General features: G+C 73.3%; 18 protein-coding genes, 1 tRNA gene and 1 pseudogene. 13 read left to right on the plus strand and 7 right to left on the minus strand.

The window, feature by feature from the left end; translation table 11 throughout:
- Positions 1 to 29: 29 nt before the first annotated feature.
- On the minus strand, positions 30 to 233 hold the full coding sequence (locus ACGWYJ_RS10505) for a hypothetical protein (RefSeq protein WP_395105786.1): 204 nt from the start codon (positions 231 to 233) through the stop codon (positions 30 to 32).
- A gap of 25 nt (positions 234 to 258) precedes the next feature.
- On the opposite strand from ACGWYJ_RS10505, the pseudogene ACGWYJ_RS10510 reads away from it, so the two are divergent.
- From ACGWYJ_RS10510 to ACGWYJ_RS10520, 3 genes and pseudogenes are all read left to right on the plus strand, one after another.
- Positions 259 to 2,418: pseudogene (locus ACGWYJ_RS10510) on the plus strand (anthranilate synthase component I); the annotation flags it as partial.
- Between the two features lie 60 nt (positions 2,419 to 2,478).
- A complete protein-coding gene (locus ACGWYJ_RS10515; protein ID WP_395105579.1) occupies positions 2,479 to 2,628 on the plus strand; it encodes a GPGG-motif small membrane protein in 150 nt (49 codons plus the stop codon).
- Between the two features lie 119 nt (positions 2,629 to 2,747).
- The gene (locus tag ACGWYJ_RS10520; RefSeq protein WP_395105580.1) at positions 2,748 to 3,683 is read left to right on the plus strand and encodes an SDR family oxidoreductase; all 936 of its coding nucleotides are present in this window, start codon (positions 2,748 to 2,750) and stop codon (positions 3,681 to 3,683) included.
- Between the two features lie 16 nt (positions 3,684 to 3,699).
- On the opposite strand, the gene ACGWYJ_RS10525 is transcribed toward ACGWYJ_RS10520, so the two are convergent.
- Positions 3,700 to 4,737, minus strand: a complete 1,038-nt coding sequence (locus tag ACGWYJ_RS10525; RefSeq protein WP_395105582.1) for a helix-turn-helix transcriptional regulator — start codon at positions 4,735 to 4,737, stop codon at positions 3,700 to 3,702.
- 88 nt (positions 4,738 to 4,825) lie between these two features.
- Between ACGWYJ_RS10525 and add the strand changes: the two genes are divergently transcribed.
- The gene (gene add / locus ACGWYJ_RS10530; RefSeq protein ID WP_395105768.1) at positions 4,826 to 5,845 is read left to right on the plus strand and encodes an adenosine deaminase; all 1,020 of its coding nucleotides are present in this window, start codon (positions 4,826 to 4,828) and stop codon (positions 5,843 to 5,845) included.
- 13 nt (positions 5,846 to 5,858) lie between these two features.
- Here the strand turns inward: add and ACGWYJ_RS10535 are convergent, their stop codons facing one another.
- A complete protein-coding gene (locus tag ACGWYJ_RS10535; RefSeq protein WP_395105584.1) occupies positions 5,859 to 7,916 on the minus strand; it encodes a molybdopterin-dependent oxidoreductase in 2,058 nt (685 codons plus the stop codon).
- Positions 7,917 to 8,069: 153 nt separating this feature from the next.
- Here ACGWYJ_RS10535 and thyX point away from each other — a divergent pair, with 153 nt between their 5' ends.
- Positions 8,070 to 8,867, plus strand: coding sequence for an FAD-dependent thymidylate synthase (gene thyX / locus ACGWYJ_RS10540; protein WP_395105586.1), 798 nt, complete (start codon positions 8,070 to 8,072; stop codon positions 8,865 to 8,867).
- 94 nt (positions 8,868 to 8,961) lie between these two features.
- Positions 8,962 to 9,675: a dienelactone hydrolase family protein gene (locus tag ACGWYJ_RS10545; protein WP_395105588.1), complete on the plus strand. Its 714-nt coding sequence runs from the start codon at positions 8,962 to 8,964 to the stop codon at positions 9,673 to 9,675.
- A 47-nt stretch (positions 9,676 to 9,722) separates the two neighbouring features.
- Here the strand turns inward: ACGWYJ_RS10545 and ACGWYJ_RS10550 are convergent, their stop codons facing one another.
- Entirely contained in the window at positions 9,723 to 10,118 is a 396-nt protein-coding gene (locus ACGWYJ_RS10550; RefSeq protein ID WP_395105590.1) for a PaaI family thioesterase, read from the minus strand.
- A 127-nt stretch (positions 10,119 to 10,245) separates the two neighbouring features.
- On the opposite strand from ACGWYJ_RS10550, the gene ACGWYJ_RS10555 reads away from it, so the two are divergent.
- Complete coding sequence (locus ACGWYJ_RS10555; RefSeq protein WP_395105770.1) at positions 10,246 to 11,046, plus strand: helix-turn-helix domain-containing protein; 801 nt, start codon at positions 10,246 to 10,248, stop codon at positions 11,044 to 11,046.
- Positions 11,047 to 11,064: 18 nt separating this feature from the next.
- On the opposite strand, the gene ACGWYJ_RS10560 is transcribed toward ACGWYJ_RS10555, so the two are convergent.
- Complete coding sequence (locus tag ACGWYJ_RS10560; RefSeq protein ID WP_395105591.1) at positions 11,065 to 12,180, minus strand: globin domain-containing protein; 1,116 nt, start codon at positions 12,178 to 12,180, stop codon at positions 11,065 to 11,067.
- 473 nt (positions 12,181 to 12,653) lie between these two features.
- On the opposite strand from ACGWYJ_RS10560, the gene ACGWYJ_RS10565 reads away from it, so the two are divergent.
- Together ACGWYJ_RS10565 and ACGWYJ_RS10570 are read left to right on the plus strand one after the other, a co-directional pair.
- Positions 12,654 to 13,406, plus strand: coding sequence for a gamma-glutamyl-gamma-aminobutyrate hydrolase family protein (locus tag ACGWYJ_RS10565; protein WP_395105593.1), 753 nt, complete (start codon positions 12,654 to 12,656; stop codon positions 13,404 to 13,406).
- Positions 13,407 to 13,461: 55 nt separating this feature from the next.
- Positions 13,462 to 14,301 carry an enoyl-CoA hydratase/isomerase family protein gene (locus ACGWYJ_RS10570; RefSeq protein WP_395105595.1) on the plus strand — a complete coding sequence of 280 codons (840 nt, stop codon included), beginning with the start codon at positions 13,462 to 13,464 and terminating at the stop codon, positions 14,299 to 14,301.
- Between the two features lie 13 nt (positions 14,302 to 14,314).
- Here the strand turns inward: ACGWYJ_RS10570 and ACGWYJ_RS10575 are convergent, their stop codons facing one another.
- Positions 14,315 to 15,499 carry an acyl-CoA dehydrogenase family protein gene (locus tag ACGWYJ_RS10575; protein WP_395105597.1) on the minus strand — a complete coding sequence of 395 codons (1,185 nt, stop codon included), beginning with the start codon at positions 15,497 to 15,499 and terminating at the stop codon, positions 14,315 to 14,317.
- 90 nt (positions 15,500 to 15,589) lie between these two features.
- Complete coding sequence (locus tag ACGWYJ_RS10580; RefSeq protein ID WP_395105598.1) at positions 15,590 to 16,168, minus strand: TetR family transcriptional regulator; 579 nt, start codon at positions 16,166 to 16,168, stop codon at positions 15,590 to 15,592.
- 168 nt (positions 16,169 to 16,336) lie between these two features.
- On the opposite strand from ACGWYJ_RS10580, the gene ACGWYJ_RS10585 reads away from it, so the two are divergent.
- From ACGWYJ_RS10585 to ACGWYJ_RS10600, 4 genes are all read left to right on the plus strand, one after another.
- Positions 16,337 to 16,408 (plus strand) — tRNA-OTHER (locus ACGWYJ_RS10585).
- Positions 16,409 to 16,462: 54 nt separating this feature from the next.
- Positions 16,463 to 18,190, plus strand: coding sequence for an ankyrin repeat domain-containing protein (locus ACGWYJ_RS10590; protein ID WP_395105600.1), 1,728 nt, complete (start codon positions 16,463 to 16,465; stop codon positions 18,188 to 18,190).
- Between the two features lie 464 nt (positions 18,191 to 18,654).
- Entirely contained in the window at positions 18,655 to 19,863 is a 1,209-nt protein-coding gene (locus tag ACGWYJ_RS10595) for an acyl-CoA dehydrogenase family protein (RefSeq protein ID WP_395105602.1), read from the plus strand.
- Complete coding sequence (locus tag ACGWYJ_RS10600) at positions 19,860 to 20,933, plus strand: acyl-CoA dehydrogenase family protein (RefSeq protein ID WP_395105604.1); 1,074 nt, start codon at positions 19,860 to 19,862, stop codon at positions 20,931 to 20,933. Before ACGWYJ_RS10595 ends, ACGWYJ_RS10600 begins: the two co-directional genes overlap by 4 nt.
- Positions 20,934 to 20,937 lie beyond the last annotated feature (4 nt).

The raw sequence follows: 20,937 nt of genomic DNA on the forward strand, positions 1-20,937 counted from the left end.
CGAGCATTCCGACATCCAGGCGACCGCCCTCACCCGGCGGTCGCCGCCGTTTCTTCGCGGCCGGCCAGGGTCGAGGGCCTGACACTTTGAGGGGCCACCGCGGTGGAGACCGTCCCAGAAGAATCGCGCCCGCAGCGATCCAGCGCTGAGCCGTCCAGCGCTGAGCCGTCCAGCGCTGAGCCGCCCAGCGCTGAGCCGTCCAGCGCTGAGCCGCCCAGCACAGAGCGTTCCACCAGTGAAGGATCGCGGCACGGCGAGTACGTGACGGCCGGGGGCGTGCGGGTGATCCGCACGGCCGTCCCGGTCGACCCGGAGCGCAAGTCCGACGCGCTGAACGCCCTCGTCGCCGCGCTGGGGGAGCGGCGCGGCGGCGTGCTCAGCTCCGGCATGGAGTATCCGGGCCGCTACAGCCGCTGGCACATGGGCTACCGCGACCCCTGCCTGGAGGTCGTCGCGCGTGGCCGCACGGTCACCGCGCGGGCCCTCAACGAGCGGGGCCGGGTGCTGATCCGCGCGATCGGCCCCGTCCTGCGCGGCATCGGGGAGACCCGCGCCGACGAGCCGGGACGGGTCGAGGTGTTCGTGCCGGAGAGCGGGGAGTTCTTCACCGAGGAGGAGCGCAGCCGCCGGCCCACCGTCTTCACCGCCCTGCGCGCCGTGATCGACCTGTTCCGCTGCGACGACCCCCACCTGGGCCTGTGGGGGGCGTTCGGGTACGACCTGTCGCTCCAGTTCGAGCCGCTGCGCACGCGCCTGGAGCGGCCCGCCGACCAGCGCGACCTCGTCCTGCACCTGGCGGACGAGCTGATCGTCGTGGACCGGAAGCTGGAGATCTCCCACCGGGTGTCCTACGACTTCGTGGTGGACGGGACGAGCACCGCCGGCCTCCCCCGCGAGACGGAGCCGACGCCCCTCACCACGGCCGCCGAGCTGCCGCCCCAGCCCGTCCCCGGCGCGTACGCGCGGATGGTGCGGGAGGCCAAGGAGAAGTTCGTCCGCGGCGACCTGTTCGAGGTGACCCCCGGGCACGCGATGTACGGGCGCTGCGACTCGCCCTCGGCGTTCTTCGAGCGGCTGCGCGAGACCAACCCCGCGCCGTTCGAGTTCCTGTTCAACCTGGGCGAGGGCGAGCACCTGGTCGGGGCGTCGCCGGAGATGTTCGTCCGGGTGAACGGGGACCGCGTGGAGACCTGCCCCATCGCCGGGACGATCCGTCGTGGCGGCGACCCCCTGGAGGACGCCGAGCAGATCCGCGCGATCCTGTCCTCGGCCAAGGACGAGTCCGAGCTGACCATGTGCACCGACGTGGACCGCAACGACAAGTCGCGGATCTGCGTCCCCGGCAGCGTGAAGGTGCTGGGCCGGCGGCAGATCGAGCTGTACTCGCGGCTGATCCACACCGTCGACCACATCGAGGGGCGGCTGCGTCCCGGGTTCGACGCGCTGGACGCGTTCCTCACGCACATGTGGGCGGTCACCGTCACCGGCGCGCCCAAGACCTGGGCGATGCAGTTCATCGAGGACCACGAGGACGCGCCGCGCCGCTGGTACGGCGGCGCCGTCGGGTTCGTCGGCTTCGACGGGTCGATGAACACCGGTCTCACCCTGCGCACCGCCCAGATCAAGGACGGCGTCGCGACCGTCCGCGCGGGCGCCACGCTGCTGTACGACTCCGACCCCGAGGAGGAGGAGCGGGAGACCCACCTCAAGGCCAGCGCGCTGCTCCAGGCGCTGGCCCAGTCACAGGCGGGAACGGCCGGAGGCGACACCGCGGAGCCGGACGGCGCAGAGGACGAGCGGGCGGGGGAGGGCCTCAAGGTCCTCGTGGTCGACCACGAGGACTCCTTCGTCAACACCCTGGCCGACTACTTCCGGCAGCAGGGCGCCGAGGCGGTCACGCTGCGGCACGGCTTCCCCCTGCGGATGCTGGACGAGCTTGCCCCCGACCTGGTCGTGCTGTCGCCCGGCCCGGGACGCCCGGAGGACTTCGCCACCGCGGCGCTGCTGGACGCCCTCGACGAGCGGGGCCTGCCGGTGTTCGGGGTGTGCCTGGGCCTCCAGGCGATGGTGGAGCACGCGGGCGGCGAGCTGGCGCTGCTGCCCGAGCCGTCGCACGGCAAGCCGGGCCGCGTGCGGGTGTGCGGTGGCGAACTGCTGGAAGGGCTGCCGGAGGAGTTCACCGCCGCGCGCTACCACTCGCTGCACGCCACCCCGGAACGGGTGAAGGGCTACCAGGTCACGGCGCTGACCGGGGACGTCGTGATGGCCATCGAGGACCCCGAGCGGCGGCGCTGGGCGGTGCAGTTCCACCCCGAGTCGATCCTCACCGCGACCGGGCGGGCGGGGCACCGGGTCGTGGCGAACGCGCTGCGGCTGTGCCGCGCGCCCGCCGCCGTTCCGGCCACGCCGAAAAGGTAAAAACGGACATCCCTCCTTGGTCCGGCGTTTACCGGGCGCGGGGCGGGGGACCCCGCGCCCATGCTCACCTTGCTCTGGCTCATCGCGGTAGTCCTGATCATCGCCGGTATCTACGTCATCATCGCCCGGCGCGAGCTGATCTTCGGCATCGTGCTGATCGTGCTCGGCTTCCTGGTGGGGCCGGGCGGTGTCAGCATCTTCAATCCCTGACCGGCGCCCAGCGCCCTCCCCGAGACCACCCGCCCGGACGGATGTCCGGGCGGGCGCCATTTCGGGGCGCCGGGAAAACCTGACGTGACCTGTCAGATTTGGCTGCGAGCATCCTCGTCATGAGCGAGAACACGACCGACGACCGCCCGCTGGCCGGGAAGATCGCCCTGGTCGCGGGGGCGACGCGCGGCGCCGGGAGGGGCACCGCCGTGGAACTGGGCGCCGCGGGCGCCACCGTCTACTGCACCGGCCGTTCCACCCGGGAGCGACGCTCGGAGGTGGACAGGCCGGAGACCATCGAGGAGACCGCGGAACGGGTCACCGCGGCCGGGGGCGAGGGCATCCCCGTCCGGGTGGACCACCTCGACCCCGCGCAGGTGACCCGGCTGGTCGAGCGGATCGACGCCGACCACGGCCGGCTCGACGTGCTGGTGAACGACATCTTCGGCGCCGACCACCTCTGGAGCTTCCGCGAGAGGCTGTGGGACCGCCCGGTCGAGGACGGCCTGCGGCTGCTGCGCCTGGGCATCGACACCCACGCCATCACCAGCCACCGCGCGCTGCCGCTGCTGATCAGGAACCCCGGCGGGCTGGTGGTCGAGATGACCGACGGGACGGCCGAGTCCAACGCCTCCTACCGCTGGGAGTCCGGCTTCTTCTACGACCTGTGCAAGTGGGCCGGGATCCGGATGGGGATGACGCTGGGCGAGGAGATCAAGCCGTACGGCTGCACCGCCGTGGCGCTCACGCCGGGCTGGCTGCGGTCGGAGGCGATGCTGGACGGCTTCGGCGTCACCGAGGAGAACTGGCGGGACGCGACACGGGTCGAGGCGCACTTCGCGATCTCCGAGACGCCCGCGTTCACCGGGCGGGCCGTGGTCGCGCTGGCCTCCGATCCCGACCGGCATCGCTGGAACGGGCGGTCGCTGTCCAGTGGCGGCCTGGCCCAGGAGTACGGGTTCACCGATGTCGACGGCAGCCGCCCGGACGCCTGGCGCTATGTCATGGAGGTCCAGTGGGCGGGCAAGCCCGCCGACGTCACGGGGTACCGCTGAGACATCAGGGGTCGGGTCACGGGGCGCGGTCGGCGGGACGCCGGTAGAGGGCGGCGACGCCGGCCGCGGTGGAGGCGATGAGGTCGCGCAGCTCGGGCGGGTCCAGCACCTCGGCCTCCGTCCCGAGCCGCAGCATCTCGTGGCAGGCCACCTCGGGGAACTCGATCGGCAGGGTGGTGGTCACCCACCCGTCGGCGTCGGGTTCCCCGGCGTCCTCCAGCGCGCGGCGCGCCGCGTACGGCTCGACCGCGTACCGCAGCAGCCGCCGCCCGCGCGGGCTGAGCCGGACGGTGATCTCCTCCCGCAGCATCGACCGCAGGAAGTCCCCGGCCTGGGCCGCCCAGTGACCGGGCAGGTCGAAGCCCTCGTCCCGGTCGAAGCGCCGCCCGGCCGGGCGCAGGTCGCCGATCCGGTCCACGCGGTAGGTGAGGTGCCGGTCGCCCGCCTTGGCGACCAGGTACCAGGTGCCGTTCTTCAGGACCAGCCCGTACGGCTCCACCGTGCGCACGCCATCGCCGTCCGCGCCGGATGCGCCGTCCGCGCCGGATGCGCCGTCCGTGCCGGACGCGCGTGCGCGCCGGTAGCGGAACTCGACCACCTCGTCATGCCAGACCGCCCGGGTCAGGTCGCGCAGGACGGGCGGCGGGCCGGACTCGCCGAACCAGCCGGGGGCGTCCAGGTGGAAGCGGCGGCCCGCGCGCTCGGGGGCGTCCCGCAGACCCGGGGGGAGCGCCGCCAGCACCTTGAGCTCCGCCGCCGCCACCGCGTCGGCGAGGCCCATGTCCTCGGCCGGTCCCGGCAGCCCGGCCAGGAACAGGGCCTCGGCCTCCTCCCTGCTGAGGCCGGTCAGCCGCGTCCGGTACCCGCCGACGAGCCGGTACCCGCCGCCCCTGCCGTGCTCGGCGTACACCGGGACGCCGGCCGCCGACAGCGCCTCCACGTCCCGGTACACCGTCCGCTCCGAGACCTCCAGCTCGCGGGCCAGCTCGGCGGCGGTCATCGACTCCCGCGACTGCAGCAGGAGGACCAGGGAGATCAGCCGGGACGCACGCACCCACCCATTCTTCCATTTTCGTGTTAGAAAGCGGGAATGTCGCTGTCGCGGGCGGCGGGCCGGTTGCTAGCGTCGCCGCGTGACCACAATGATCGAACCCTCCCTGACCGCGTTCATCGACGCGCTCCCCAAGGTCGAGCTGCACGTCCACCTCGTGGGTTCGGCCTCCGTCCCCACCGTCCTCGAACTGGCCCGGCGGCATCCCGACGGCCCGGTCCCCACCACCGAGGACGAGCTGCGCGACTTCTACGCCTTCCGCGACTTCCCGCACTTCGCCGAGGTGTACGAGGCGGTGTCCAGCCTGGTCAGGACGCCCGACGACGTCGCCACGCTGGTGCTGGGCACGGCACGCGACCTAGCCGCGCAGAACGTCCGGTACGTGGAGCTGACCGTCACCCCGTACACCCACCAGCGCGCCGGGATGGCCATGCCGGCGATCACCGAGGCGCTCGACCGCGCCGCGGGCGAGGCGCTCTCCCTGCACGGCGTCGAGCTGGCCTACATCTTCGACATCCCCGGCGAGTTCGGGGCCGAGGGCGCCGCCGCCACCACCGAGCACGCGCTGCGGCACCCGCCGCGGGCGCTGACCGGCTTCGGCCTCGCGGGCATCGAGCAGATGCGCCCGCCGTACCGGGACGACTTCCGCGCCGCGTTCCGCGCCGCCCGCGCCGCCGGCCTGCGCAGCCTCCCGCACGGCGGCGAGATGACCGGTCCGGAGACGATCTGGGAGGTCATCGACGGCCTCGGCGCCGAGCGGATCGGGCACGGCATCAGCTGCCTCCAGGACCCGCGGCTGGTCGCGCACCTGCGCGAGACGCAGATCCCGCTGGAGGTGTGCCCCACGTCCAACGTCTGCACGGGCCAGGTCGAGAGCCTCGGCGCGCACCCGCTGCCGCGGATGCTGGAGGAGGGTCTGTTCGTCACGCTCAACAGCGACGACCCGCCCATGTTCAACACCTCGCTGACCGGCGAGTACCGCGCCGCCGCCGAGGTCTTCGGGTTCGGCCGGGACGAGCTGACCGCGCTCGCCCGCAACGCCGTCCTCGCGTCCGGCCTCGACGAGAAGGGCAAGCAGGCCATCCTGGACGAGATCGACGCGCTCCCTTAGCGCGTGCGCGTCCCTAGCGCGGCTCCACCTCGACGCGGGTGTCGTGGAAGGTGGGGCCGCCGCCCAGGTCGGTGTCGTGCTCGTTCACCACGGCGTTGGCGTTGGCGCCTCCGGAGAACTTCGCCCAATGCCCCTTGGACGTCGCGACGACCCCGGGGCGCACCCTGTCGGTGACGTCCAGCACCGCCTCGAACGCGCCCCGGTCGTTGCGGACGCGCACGCGCCGCCCGCTCTCCAGGCCACGGGCCGCCGCGTCCACGGGGTGCATGCGCAGGGACGGGCCGTCCCCGGAACGGCGGCGCAGCTCCTCGTTGTTGCCGAACACCGTGTTGAGGAAGTGGTGCGACGCCGCCGAGATCAGCGCCAGCGGGTAGCGCGCGGCGCGCTCCGGATCGGTGACCTCGGCCGGCGGCGTGTAACCGGCGACCGGGTCGAGCCCGGCGCCCGCGGCGCGCCGCGAGACGAACTCCAGCCTGCCCGACGGCGTCGGAAACCCCTCGGCGTACGGCAGGAACGGGTCGGGCACCGCCAGCCGCACGAACCCTTCCTTGCGGAGCCGGTCGAGGGTGATGCCCTCCAGGTAGGGGTGGCCCGACGCCAGCGCCTGCTCGGCCAGGCGCTCGTCGGAGTCCTGGAGTGCCGGGTCGTCCAGGCCCATGCGCAGGGCCAGGCGGCGGAAGGTCTCCGTGGTGGACAGGCACTCGCCGGGCGGCGCGACCGCGGGCTCGTTCCAGGCCAGGTAGAGATGGCCGTACCCCTCGTGCAGGTCGGCGTGCTCGTGCTGCATCGTCGCGGGCAGGACGATATCGGCGTAGTCGGCGGTGTCGGTCGGGAACTGCTCCAGGACCACGGTGAACAGGTCGTCCCTGGACAGCCCCTCGCGGACCCGGTTCTGGTGGGGCGTGCTGCCCACCGGGTTGGCCGCGATCACGAACAGCGCCTGGACGGGCGGGTCGTCCGCCTCCAGCAGCGCCTCGCCGAGCCGGCTCATCGACAGCACGCGGCGGGGGCCGCCTGTGTAGAGGTCGTCGCGGAACAGCGCCCGGCGGTTCAGCCGGGCATGGCCCGAGGTCGAGAACGACAGTCCGCCGCCCCGCCGCGCCCAGTCGCCCGTCACCCCGGGGACGCACGCCAGCGTCCGGAGCGCCGACCCGCCGCCCGCGTGCCGCTGTACGCCCTGCGTGGCGCGGATCGCGGTGGGCCGCGTGCGCGCGATGCGCTCGCCGAGCGCGACGATCGCCTCCTCGGGCACTCCCGTGATGGCGGCGGCGCGGGACGGGGTGAACTCCTCGATCCGCTCCCGGAACCGCGGCCAGCCCAGGGTGTGCCGTTCCAGGAACTCCTCGTCCTGCGCGCCGAGGCCGACGACCACGTTCAGCAGGCCGAGGGCCAGCGCCGCGTCCGTGCCCGGCAGCGGCGCCAGGTGCTCGTCGGCCTGGGCGGCGGAGCGGGTCAGCACGGGGTCGATCGCCACCAGGTACGCCCCCGCGCGCCGCGCGGCCTGCACGAACGTCCACACGTGGTGGCCGCTGGTCAGCGGGTTCGAGCCCCACAGGATGATCAGCCGGGCATGCGCGAAGTCCTCGGGGTCCATGCCGCCGCCCCGCCCGATCGTGTACCGCAGCCCGGTCGTGCCCGCCGCCGAGCAGATGTTCGCGTCGTGGCCGGACGCGCCGAGCGCGTTGAACAGCCGCCGCCCCGCGAAGCCCTCCAGACCCTGGAGATAGCCGAGCGTGCCGGTGCCCCAGTACGGCCAGATCGCCTGGCCGCCGTGCTCCTCGATGATCCGGTGGAGACGGCCGGCGATCTCGTCCAGCGCCTCGTCCCAGGTGATGCGCTCGAACCGTCCCTCGCCCTTGCGGCCGGCGCGGCGCAGCGGGTACAGGATGCGGTCCGGCTGGGACGCGCGCTCCAGCCACCGGTTGACCTTGGTGCACAGCGCGCCCCTGGTGTAGGGGTGGTCGGGGTTGCCGCGCAGCTCCACCGCCTCGCCGTCCCGTACGGTCACCACCCACGAGCAGCCGTCCGGGCAGTCCAGCGGGCACGCGCCCAGCACCTTCAGCTCTGTCACGACCCCAGTCTGCGGCATGAGCTCCAGGAGTGTCACCGGCCGACACCCCTGACATCGCGGCGCCCGGTGCGGTGTCGCCAACTCCGTCCCGACCTGGTTTCCTTGGGACGGCATCCCTCAAGGGGTGAACGTGACGCATGGGGAGATGACAGCGTGAAGAGCGTCGAGCCAAAGGTGTACCTGGTCGCACGTCCGGAGCTGGACTACGACGAGGTGGCCCGCTATCTGCGCGACGTCGGCGGCGAGTCCTGGCTCGGGCGGCTCGACCGGGGGGAGCTGGACGCCGAGCTCAACGACCCGCAGAACCTCGCGGAGTTCGCCGGCCGGCTGTGCTACCGGTCCTGGGAGCCGGGTCTCAACCCCAACGTAACCAGGATCCGCACCGACCAGGACGCGTATCTGGAGAACATCCTGCGCAGCATGCACGGGTCGGTGCTGGAGCACATCAGCTTCAGCTTCGTCCTGCACAACGTCAGCCGCGTCCTGACCCACGAGCTGGTGCGGCACCGTCCCGGTACGGCGATCTCCCAGGAGTCCCTGCGCTTCGTGCGGCTCCAGGACATCCCGTTCTGGTTCCCCGAGTGGGCCCGCGAGGACGCCGAGCTGATGAAGCGGGCCACCGCGCTCCTGGAGCAGATGGAGGAGTTCCAGGGCTGGATGGCCGCCCGTTTCGGGCTCGACGACGAGGGCGTCCCGTTCGCGGAGAAGAAGCATAAGACGTCGTTCATGCGGCGCTTCGCTCCCGAGGGCGTCGCCACCGGGCTGGTCTGGACGGCCAACGTCCGCACCCTCCGGCATGTGATCGAGAACCGCACGGCCCCCGGCGCGGAGGAGGAGATCCGGCTGCTGTTCGGCCGGGTCGGCGAGGTGATGCGGCGCGAGGCGCCCGCCCTGTTCGGCGACTACGAGGTCGAGGACGGCGCCTGGATCCCCAGATGGCGCAAGGTCTGACGCGCCTGAACGAGACCGGCGTCACACGAGCACGTGATCGATCCGCGGAAGATTGGGCCTGGGCGTAAGGCGCCGGTTACGCCAGGTTGGGCGCATGCCTGACATCACCGTCCCCGCAGGGGCTCAGGACCTGCCCGCCTACCTCGCCGTCCCGGAGGGGGAGGGCCCGTGGCCGGCCGTCGTCGTCGTGTTCGAGGCGTTCGGCGTGAACGAGGACATGCGCGCCCAGGCCGACCGTCTGGCGGGCCGGGGCTACCTGGCCGTCCTTCCCGACTTCTACAACGGGGCGCCGTGGCTGCGGTGCGTCCGTTCCGCGATGCGCCAGATGTTCGCGCGGCGCGGGCCCATGTACGACCACATCGAGGCCGCCCGCGCCTGGCTCGCCGCCCGCGACGACTGCACGGGACGGGTGGGCGTGATCGGCTTCTGCATGGGCGGCGGGTTCGCCCTGGTGGCCGCCGCCGAGTACGACTTCCAGGCCGCCTCGGTGAACTACGGCATGCTGCCCCGCGCACTGCCCGAGGCGCTGGAGGGCGCCTGCCCCGTCGTCGCGAGCTACGGCGGCCGCGACCGCTCGCTCCGGCGCGCCGCCGCCAAGCTCGACCGCGCCCTGACCGAGCTGGACGTGCCGCACGATGTGAGGGAGTACCCGGACGCGGGGCACAGCTTCCTCACCGGCAGCCGCACTCCGGCCCCGATGAGCCTGCTGTCCAAGGTCGTCATGGCGCACGGTCAGGGCCGCGACGCCGCCCCCGAGGCGTGGGAGCGCATCTTCGCCTTCTTCGACACCCACCTCACCAAGACCTGATCTACAATGTAAAGGCCACGGGCTCGGTGCCCTGACACGCCCGCCGCTCAGGACCCGGCCAGCACCGCCTGGGTCTGGGTCACCTGCGCGATCCGGCGTTCGGCGTCGTCGTACAGATCCGTCTGGACGACGAGGAAGCGGCGGCCGGTGTGCAGGGGCCGGGCGACGCCGCGGACGGTCCCGGACCGTACGCCGCGGAAGAAGTTGGTCTTGGACTCCACGGTGGTGGTGCTCGCGCCTTCGGGGAGGTTGAGGAACGCGCAGACGGCGCCGAGGCTGTCGGCGAGCGCCATCAGGGCGCCGCCGTGCATCGTCCCGCCCGCGGTGCAGCGGCCCGGTGCCCAGGCCAGCCGCCCGGTGACCTCGCCGGGCGCGGCGGCGTCGATCTCCACGCCCAGCGTGCGGGCGAACGGCATGGCGTCGAGGAACTGGTCCGTCGTCATCTCGGTCCCTCTCGGGTGTCGGGTTCTCCTGGCGGGTCACCCTGCCCGGGGTGTGCGGGCCCGGTCCATGACGTGGGAGGTAATCGCCGCCATGACATCGGCTGGATACCGTCGGGGCGTGACGACGATGACGACCTCGCTGAGTGACGTGCGGCCGGTCGGGGAGCAGTTGCGGGCGTGGCGGCAGAGGCGCCGGATGAGCCAGTTGGAGCTGGCCTCCGACGCCGGTGTCTCGACGCGGCATCTGAGCTTCGTGGAGACGGGGCGGTCCTTGCCGAGCCGGGAGATGGTGCTGCGGCTGTCGGAGCACCTGGACGTGCCGCTGCGCGATCGCAATCTGCTGCTGGTGGCGGCGGGGTTCGCGCCGGTGTACTCCGAGACCTCGTTCGAGGAGCCGCGGATGGATTCGGTGCGGGAGGCGCTGCGCCAGGTGCTGCGGGGCCACGAGCCCTTCCCGGCGGTCGTGGTGGACCGGTTCTGGAACCTGATCGAGGCGAACGCGGCGGCCGCGCTGTTCATGGAGGGGGCGTCCCCGGAGCTGCTGGAGCCGCCGCTGAACGTGCTGCGCCTCAGCATGCATCCGGAGGGGATGGCGCGGAACATCATCAATCTGGCGGAGTGGCGCGCGCACATGATCGACCGGGTGCGCCGTCATGTGGCGCTGACCGCGGACCCGGCGCTGGCGCAGCTGTACCGGGAGCTGCGCGAGTACCCGGAGCCGGTGGAGGGGCCCGCGCCGCCGCCGTCCGGCGGGGAGGTGGTGGTACCGCTGCGGATCCGGTCGGGGGAGGCCGAGCTGTCGTTCTTCAGCACGATCGCCACGTTCGGCACGCCCGTCGACATCACGGTGGCGGAGCTGGCGATCGAGGCGTTCTATCCCGCGGACGCGGCCACGACGAGGTTCCTGAAGGAGCGCGGCGGCTGGTGAGCGGCGGCGGGCGGCTCGTCATGGGGGCTCGATCGGGTCGTGGTGGACGTGCTCGGGCGGGACGCCGAGGTCGCTCAGGACGCCGGCGGCGGCCCTGACCATCCCGGCGGGACCGGCGAGGTAGACCTCGTGGCGGCCGGGGTCGGCGAACCGGCCGAGCACGTCGGGCAGGCTGCCGCGGGTCCCGGGGTGGTCGGGGTCGCCGGAGACGACGGGGGTCACCTGGAGCCGGGGCCAGGCGGCGGCGAGCGCCCGCAGGGAGTCGATGTCGTACAGGCCGTCCTGGGTGCGGGCGCCGACGAGGAGGTGGACGGAGCGGTCGCGGGCGGAGGTGGCGGCCTGCTCGGCGATGGCCTTGAGGGGAGCGAGGCCGGTGCCGCCCGCGACCAGGAGGAGGTCGCGGCCGCCGGTGCCGTCGAGGGTCATGGTGCCGTCCGCGGAGCCGAGCAGGACGGTGTCGCCCGGCGCGGTGTGGCGCACCAGCGTCCCGCTCACCCAGCCGCCGGGGACGGCGCGCACGTGCAGGTGGAGGGTGCCGTCGGGGCGGGGCGCGCCGGCGGGCGAGTAGGGCCGCCACACCCTGGCCCAGCGCCGGACCTGAACGGGGACGTACTGGCCCGGTTCGTAGGGCAGGGGGCGGTCCGGGCGGAGGGTGAGCACGGCCAGGTCGGCGGCGCGGCGGTCGTGGGCGGTGACCTCGGCGACCCACCAGGGCGGCGCGAGGGCCGCGTCGCGTTCGGCGGCGGCGATCATCAGCCGGGACGCGGACCGGTACGCGGCCGTCCAGGCGGTCTCGGTCTCGGCCGTCCAGGCGGTCCCGCCGAACCTGCGCAGCGTCGCGATGAGGGCCGCGCCCATGACGGGATAGTGCTCGGGCAGCACGCCGAACTTGCGGTGGCAGCGGCCGAGGCGGGCGAGCGTGCGGTCGAGCGCGGCGAGGTCGTCCAGGCTGCCGACGATCTCGATGAGGGCGCGGAACATGCGGTCGCGCTGCCGGTCCATGGCGGGCGGGAACAGTTCCCGCAGCCGGGGGTCGGAGGCGAACAGCCGGCCGTAGAAATAGCCGGCGGCCTTCTGTGCGACGGGTTCGATCCAGTCGAGGCTTTCTTGCGCGACGCGCGCTTCCCATGGCATAGGCCAGCCGCCTTCTCGGCCGTCGGGTACGGCGCCGGGACTCCCGGCGCCCTTGGCAGTTCCCCCGTGCTGTCCGACTTTGTGAGAGTTTCGCACCGGGAGCCGCGGTCCTCAACCGGTTCGGGCCAGGTGACGCGGCCGGAGGGCGTTCTGTATGCCTTTGCGAATTTCGCTGGATTTCCTGGTTGATCGTTGGGTGTAAAGATACTTGTCGGTATCGACCGGAATCGCCCCAATGATTGGGGAAAGCCGGGGGGAATTGCTCCGGTATCGCCTGTTTTATCTGGCGTAGGGGTCCGTGCCCGCGATGATCTCTCGCCTTCTGCGGAGGAAAAATCTCTACCCGGGCGGTGCGGGCTCGCCGGCGGCCCCGGCCCGCCCGTCCGAGGTGGATCCGCTCCCTTCGCCCTGCGCGACGAGGGTCCATGCGGCAAGCTGGCCGAGGGGGGAGGCGTACTAGGGGAGGAATAAGCATGCGAGAGGTGACAAGGGGGGCGCCGGGCGATCCCGGCGGCACCGCCAACGCTCCACCGCTCATCGGCATCACCACCTACCTCGAACCGGCCCGCTGGGGTGTGTGGGTACGGGAGGCGGCCCTGCTGCCCGCCCCGTATGTGCGCGCGGTGGAGCGGTCCGGGGGCGTGCCCGTGCTGGTGCCGCCGCTGGCGGGCCTGGGCGGGACGCGGACCCTGCTGCGCGGGCTCGACGGCATCGTGTTCGCCGGCGGCGGCGACGTGGACCCGCGGCTGTACGGGGCCGAGCGGCACGCCGAGACCGGCCCGCCGCAGCCGCACCGCGACCGGTTCGAGCTGGCGCTGGTCCGCGCGGTGGTGGACGCCGACCTGCCGTTCCTGGCGATCTGCCGTGGGATGCAGGTGCTGAACGTGGCGCGCGGCGGCGCGCTGGTCCAGCACCTGCCGGAGGCGGTCGGGCACGAGCGGCACGCCCCGGCGGCCGGGATGATCGGACGGCACCGGGTGCGGATCAGCGGGACCAGCGTCCTGGGCAAGATCCTGGGCGAGGCGGCCGAGGTGCCCGCGTACCACCACCAGGCGGTCGGCAGGCTCGGCAAGGGCCTGACCGCCGTGGCCTGGGCCGACGACCAGGTCGTCGAGGGAGTGGAGCTCCAGGGTCACCGGTTCGGCCTGGGCGTCCAGTGGCACCCCGAGGAGGGCGACGACCGGCGCCTGTTCGAGGCCCTGGTCGCTGAGGCCGGGGGCGGCTGAGCCACTGGAGCGCCCTGTGCGACGATGGCGCCCCCGAGGGGAGCGGAGGTGCCGCATGACACAGGACATGACACAGGAGAGGCTCGGCCGGAACAGCCCGAACGCTGACGGGTACGGCCACTACGAGCGGCTGAGGATCGACTGGGCGGCGCCGGGGGTGCTGCGGGTCACGCTGAGCGCCCCGGGGCGCCTGAACGCCGTCGACGCCGTCGCGCACGGCGAACTGACGGCGATCTGGCGGGACGTGGACGCCGACGACGCGGTGCGCGCGGTGCTGGTGCGCGGCGAGGGGACGGCGTTCTCGGCCGGGGGCGACCTGGCCATGGTCGAGGAGATGCTGGACAGCCACGCCGCCCGCACCCGGATCATGCGCGAGGCCCGTGACATCGTGATGAACCTGATCGGCTGCTCCAAGCCGGTGGTCAGCGCGATCCAGGGCCCGGCGGTGGGCGCGGGCCTGGCGGTGGCGCTGCTGGCCGACATCTCGGTCGCGGGACGCACCGCAAAGATCATCGACGGGCACACCAAGCTGGGCGTGGCCGCGGGCGACCACGCCGCGATCATCTGGCCGCTGCTGTGCGGCATGGCCAAGGCCAAGTACTACCTGATGCTCTGCGACACCCTCAGCGGCGCCGAGGCCGAGCGGATCGGCCTGGTCAGCCTGTGCGTGGACGACGAGGAGGTGCACGAGCGCGCCCTGGAGGTCGCCGGGCGCCTGGCCGCGGGCGCGGCCGAGGCGATCCGCAACACCAAGCACGCGCTCAACAACTGGCTGCGGCTGGCCGGTCCCACCTTCGACGCGTCCCTGGCCCTGGAGTTCCTGGGCTTCACCGGGCCGGACGCGCGGGAGGGCGTCGCCGCGATCCGCGAGAAGCGCCCGCCCACGTTCACCTGACCCGCGCCGGGCGTCAGTACGACTTGGGCAGGCCCAGCTCGTGCTGCGCGATGTGGGCCAGGACGAGCTCCTCGGCGACGGGGATGTTCTTGGCGATGCGGGCGTCCCTGAACAGCCGCGCCACCGGGTACTCCAGCGAGTAGGCCATGCCGCCGTGGGTCTGGAAGGCGCGGTCGGCGGCCTGCCAGGCGGCGTCGGCGGCGGTGAGCTTGGCGATGTTGGCCTCCGAGCCGCAGGGCCGTCCCCGGTCCCACAGCCAGGCGGCCTTGTGGGTCATCAGCCGGGCCAGCTCCAGCTGCGCCTTGATCCTGGCGAGGGGGAACGCGACGCCCTGGTTGGCCCCGATCGGCCTGCCGAACGGCGCCCGTTCCCGCGCGTACGAGCACGCGATCTCCAGCGCCAGCTCGCCCGAGCCGACCCCACCGGCGGCGGCCAGGATCCGCTCGGGGTTGAGGATGTCCCACAGCACCGCGAAACCCCGGTCGGGCTCGCCCAGGACGCGGTCGGCCGGGACGCGCACCCCGTCCAGGAACACCATGCTGGACGCGACGGTGTTGGTGCCGAGCTTGGGGATCGGGCGGTAGGACAGCGTGCCCTGGGCGACGGCCTCGCGCACGTCCACCAGCAGCACCGTGAACCCCGCGGTGCGCGGGCCGGCCTCGGCGGCGGGAATCGTCCGGGCGACCAGCACCATGAGGTCGGCGCGCTCCACCCCGGAGATCCAGATCTTCTGCCCGCCGACCACGAAGTCGCCGCCCGGCTCGCGGCGGGCGTGGGTGGCGATCTGGATGGCGTTGCTGCCGGCGTCCGGCTCGGTGATCGCGAAGCAGGTGTCCAGGTCGCCGGCGGCGATGGCGGGCAGGAACGCGCGCCGCTGCTCCTCGGTGCCGTGCCGGGTGATGGTCAGCCCGCCGAACGCGGGGGTCAGCAGGTACATGAACGAGGCGGCGCCGCCCGCGCCGCCCCCGGCCAGGCTCTCCAGCGCCACCGCCAGCTCCAGCAGCCCTTGGCCGCCGCCGCCGTACTCCTCGGGGATGGCCAGGCTGTGCCAGCCGCCATCGACCAGTTCCCGCCAGACCTCCTCGGGCCAGCGCTTCTCGGCGTCGCACCGGTCCCAGTAGTCCTGGCCGTACTTGCTCGCGATCGCCCCTACGCCGTCGCGCACCGCGATCGCGCTGTCGGGCAGGTCGAACTCCATCCGCGCCTCCTCCGGCTTGCGTGCACGGCCACCGTAGCCCACGCGGTAAGTGCGCGCTGACGCAGGCCGCCGGGTTCGGGCGGGGGGCGGTCAGCCGCGTCCCGTGGCGGTGCCCAGGTAACGGGTGACCATGTCGGCGATGAACCGGGCGACCCGCTCGGGCGGCTCGGACGGCAGCACGATATGGCTCATCGTCAGCCGCACCGCCGCGTCGGCGATCGTGGCCAGCTCCGCGCGCTCCACCTGCGGCCACTGCCGCATCGCGTGCTCGACGATGCGGGCGCTGGCGGTGAACAGCACCGGCTCGGCCTTGGTGGTCAGCAGCGGCAGCAGCTCGTCCCCGCCCGCGCCGGTCAGCACCGCCTTCTTGATCGGGTCGTCGGCGGAGGTCTCCAGCGTGAACAGCACCGCCGCCTCCACCGCCGTGTGCAGGTCCTCGTGCTCGGACAGCAGCCGGTTGATGCTCTCCAGGTAGCGGTCGTTGTCGCGCAGCACCACCGCCTGCGCCAGCCCCCACTTGTCGCCGAACTCGTTGTAGACGGTCTGCCTGCTCACCCCCACGGCGGCGGCGACGTCCTGCATCCGGACGCCGCGGTAGCCGCGCTGCACCAGCAGCTCGGCCGCGGCGTCCAGCAGGGCCTCACGGTGCGAAGGGCGGGCGGCGGTCATCGGCGTTTCCTCCAGGTGTCGGGGCTGGAAGGTATCGGAGCTGGAAGGCGGGGTCCCGCGGAACGGGGCGGCGGTGCACATTATCCTCCGTGCGCCGCCTCCGGGCATCGGCCGAACGTGCCGTTCGCTCGCGGCCGGGCGGAATGATCGATATAGTCCCCGCCAGGCAGGGCCGTAGCGCAGAGGTCGTCGCGCCTTGCAGCGGGCTGGAGGACGTCGGTTCGAATCCGACCGGCCTTGCCGCTCATTTCCGCCGGATCAGCCGGGACCAGAACGCTTTCGAGGGGGCGATCCTTGCCACAGGGGAACATCGCCGCCGGGTCCCGGCTGGCGCGGCTACGGCGGATCCGCCGGTACGCGGTCCCGCGCTGGATGATCGAGCGGGCGACCGAGCGCCGCCTGGCCGGAGACTGGCGCGGAGCCTGCGCCGCCGCCGCGGTGGACGTCACCTTCGACCTGGACGACATCGCCGCGCGATACGGCGCCGAGGTGGCGGCCGCCGTGGAGGACGACCTGCTCCACCTTGCCCCCGACCTGGTGCGTTGGCACGCCCCCAGGGTCGGTCCCTCGGGCACCACCCTGCAGCCGGGAGGGGCGCTGATCCTCAATCACTACGGCGCGCACGGGCTGGAGGGCAGGGCCGCCCCGCGCCTGTACATCACCGCCCATCCCTGGCTGTTCCAGACGTCGCAGCGTCTCACCCTGTACTTCGCCCCGGTCGACATGCGGAGGGATGCCGTCCACATGTGCGACGACTACCCCTTCAACCAGTTCTGGCGCGGCATCGCCCAGTCCTGGGTCCGGGCCAGGCACCTGTGGGACGTCCGCCGCGCGCACGAGCTGAGGAGGCGCTGCGGCGGCGACGACGAGCGCGTCCCGTTCCTCGAGCCCGACGGCACGCCGCGCGCCGCCGCGAAGCTGCCCACGTCCGACCCCGGTGCCGACGACCCGGTCGGGCACGCGGAGTGGGTCACGATGCTGCACGAGCGCGGCGAGGTCGAGGCGGCCTTCACGGCGGCGGGCATCGCGCTGGAGCCCGAGTCGGTCGAGTACCAGCGGGACAACGAGGTCGGCTCGCTGGACAGGCTCGCCCGGATGCCGCTGGCCCTGACCCGGCTCGAACCGGAGCTGCGGCGCGCGCCCGGCAGGCCGGCCGCCCGTTTCGCGATCCCCTGCGGGGCGTTCTCCACCCTGCTCCTCGAACACGACGGCGACCGTGGCGTGCGCGCCGAGATGGGGGCGATGCCCGCCTGGGACTACACCGAGCCCGTGCTCGCGGAGGCACGCTGGCAGCGTCTGCCCGACATCGACCTGCTGCGCGAGGGCCGCACCCCGCCCGAATGGCTGCATCCGCTCGTCCACGACGCCCTGTGCCCGGCACGGCCGTCGAGCGGGGTCGGTCCGCCGGAGCCCGAGCGGCCCGATCCGGTACGGGTGCGCTGCCGCGGCGACTGGCACGAGGTCGCCTTCGAGGGCGGAGCCCTGCGGCTGCCGCACAGCGCCGAGGAGCGGAAGCGCGAGGAGGCGCTGGCGGCGCTGGGCGGGGCGGTCGGCGGGTGCTTCGCCGTCCAGAAGGCGTGGCGGACGGGCGCCGGACGGCTGCCCAAGGCCCTGCGCGACCAGCGTCGCGACCTGTTCGACCGCGCCCACCACGGCGACACCCCGGGCGTGCTGCGGCTGCTCGACCTGGGCGTGGACCCGCGCGTCCGCGACAAGAACGGACGGACGCTGCTGCACAAGCTGTACATGCTCGACCATGAGGTGCTGCTGCCCCGGCTCCTGGCGGCGGGCCTGGACGTCGACACCCCTGACGTCATCGGCGCCTCGGCCCTGCACAGGGCCGTCGAGCTGGACGGCTCCGTCGCGCTGGTCAGGGCGCTGCTGGACGCGGGCGCCCGCATCGACCTGGTCGACAAGGAGGAGACCACGATCCCGCGCCTGATATACCGCGCCGGCCGCAAGGACCTGGGGTTCCTGGAGGAGCTGATCGCCGAGGAGTACCCCCACCTGCTCGACTACTGAGCCCGTCACAGGCCCGCGCCCGCCTTCCGGCGTGCCGATCACGTTTGGGTCGCACGCCTTTGTTCTGCTTCCAGAACGACATCGTCGCCACCAGCCACGCGCCCGCCACCACCTACCGGCTGCTGTCCCTGGACGGCTCCGGCAACGTCACCACCGCCCCGTCAACGCCGCGGCCCGGCGGCTGGGCTACGTCGACCAGGTCGTGGGCCCCGTCGCCCGCGGCTCCGGGTGCCCCTGGAGCTGATGGGCTGCGCCCTGTACGACGTGGCGCGCCGGAAGTAACCCCGGACCGGCCCGTACCCCTCCGCCCGGCGATCGTGCGCGCAACACGCGGATGCCGGGCGGCGTTGTGCCCGGCCACAGGGCTCGCGGGGAACCACCGGGTTCCGTTGACGCGGGCGGGCGCGGTTCCTAGGGTGAGCACGTACCGACCGGTTGGTATGTGCAATGGAGGTTGGCCCCCCGTGAGCACCGCACCCCCGAGCACCGCACCGCCCGACGCCGCCGCGCTGCGCGAGCGCGTCCGTGCCTTCCTGGACGAGCACGACCCGAAGGCCACCGAGCCGCTGGAGTTCCTGCGCGCCAGGTTCGACGCCGGGCTCGCCTGGGTGCACTACCCCGAAGGGCTGGGCGGGCTGGGCCTGCCCCGCGAGCTGCAGGCCGTCGTGGAGGCCGAGCTGACCGCGGCCGGGGCGCCCCGCCAGCGGGCCGAGCGCAACCCGATCGGCCTCGGCATGGCCGCTCCCACCATCCTCGCGGTCGGCACCGAAGAGCAGCGCAAACGGTTCCTGCGCCCGCTGTGGACGGGCGAGGAGATCTGGTGCCAGCTGTTCAGCGAGCCCGGCGCCGGATCGGACCTGGCCGCGCTGGCCACCCGTGCCGTCCGCGACGGCGACGGCTGGCTCGTCACCGGCCAGAAGGTGTGGACGTCGCTGGCGCACGAGGCGCGCTGGGCGCTGCTGGTCACCCGGACCGACCCCGACGTGCCCAAGCACCGCGGCATGACCTACTTCATCTGCGACATGCACGCTCCCGGCGTCGAGGTGCGGCCGCTGCGGCAGATCACCGGCGAGGCCGAGTTCAACGAGGTCTTCCTGACCGACGTGCGGATCCCCGACGAGCACCGGCTCGGCGCGGTCGGCGACGGCTGGAAGGTGTCCACCACCACGCTGATGAACGAGCGCGTCGCGATCGGCGGCGCGGCCGTCCCGCGCGAGGGCGGCATCATCGGCGTCGTCGCGGCGCTGTGGCGGGATCGTCCCGAGCTGCGCACCTCCGGCCTGCACGACCGGCTGCTGCGGCTGTGGGTGGAGGCCGAGGCGGCACGGCTCACCGGAGCGCGCCTGCGGCAGTCGCTGGCGGCGGGCATGCCCGGCCCCGAGGGCTCGGCCACCAAGCTCGCCTACGCCCGCGTCAATCAGGAGGTCTCCGGCCTGGAGCTGGAGCTGCTCGGCGACGAGGGCCTGCGCTACGACGACTGGACGATGCGGCGCCCCGCGGGCGTGGACTTCACCCGCCGCTCCGGCGGCTACCGCTACCTGCGCGCCAAGGGCAACTCCATCGAGGGCGGCACCTCGGAGATCCTGCGCAACATCATCGCCGAGCGGATCCTGGGCCTGCCCGGGGAGATCCGCGTGGACAAGGACGTGCCCTGGAAGGACCTGCCCAAGTGAAGGACCTGCTCTACAGCGAGATCGAGGACGATCTGCGCGCCGGCGTCCGCGAGCTGCTCGACGACAAGGCCCAGTGGACCGGCGTGCTCGCCGGCGTCGAGAAGGACGACCCGTACGACACCGCGCTGTGGCAGGCGCTCGCCCAGATGGGCGTGACCGGGCTGCCCGTCCCCGAGGACCTGGGCGGCGCGGGCGCCACCTGGCGGGAGACGGCCGTGGTCATGGAGGAGCTGGGACGGGCGGTGGCGCCCGTGCCGTTCCTGGGGTCGGCCGTGCTCGGGGCGGCGGCGCTGCTGGCCGCGGGCGACCGCGACCTGCTGCCCCAGGTCGCCTCGGGCGAGCGGATCGCCGTGCTCGCCGTCCCGCTGGGCACCGCGCCCGGCGCGCCCGTGGGCGGCACCGTCCGGGCGGACGACGGGACGCTCACCGGCGAGGTCGCGGGCGTCGCGGACGGGCAGGCCGCCGACGTGCTGCTCGTCCCCGCCTCGGGCGCCCTGTACGCGGTGGACGCCGCTGACGCCGCCCGCACACCCGTGATCTCCCTCGACATGACCCGGCGGCTGTGCGACCTGTCCTTCGCCGCCGCCCCGGCGCGGCTCGTCGCCGAAGGGGACGGCACGGTGCGCGCCGCGCTGTCCACCGGCGCCGCGATGCTGGCCTCCGAGCAGCTCGGCCTGGCCGGACGCTGCCTGGACACCACCGTCGAGTACCTCAAGACCCGGTACCAGTTCGGCCGTCCCGTGGGCTCCTACCAGGGACTCAAGCACCGCCTCGCCGACCTGTGGACCGCGGTCGCCGAGGTCCGCGCGGTGGCCAGGTACGCGGCGTCCTGCGTGGCCGACGACGACGCCGACGCCCCCGTGGCCGTCGCGGTCGCCCAGGCGCACTGCTCGCCGATCGCGGTGAAGGCCGCCGAGGAGTGCGTCCAGATGCACGGAGGCATCGGGTTCACCTGGGAGCACCCCGCGCACCTCTACCTCAAACGGGCCAAGAGCGCCGCGATCGCCCTGGGCACCGCCGACCACCACCGCGCCGCCCTGGCGGACCTGGTGGACCTCCCGCCGGCCTGACGGC

Source organism: Actinomadura sp. SCN-SB, from assembly GCF_043906805.1.
Lineage (GTDB): Bacteria > Actinomycetota > Actinomycetes > Streptosporangiales > Streptosporangiaceae > Spirillospora.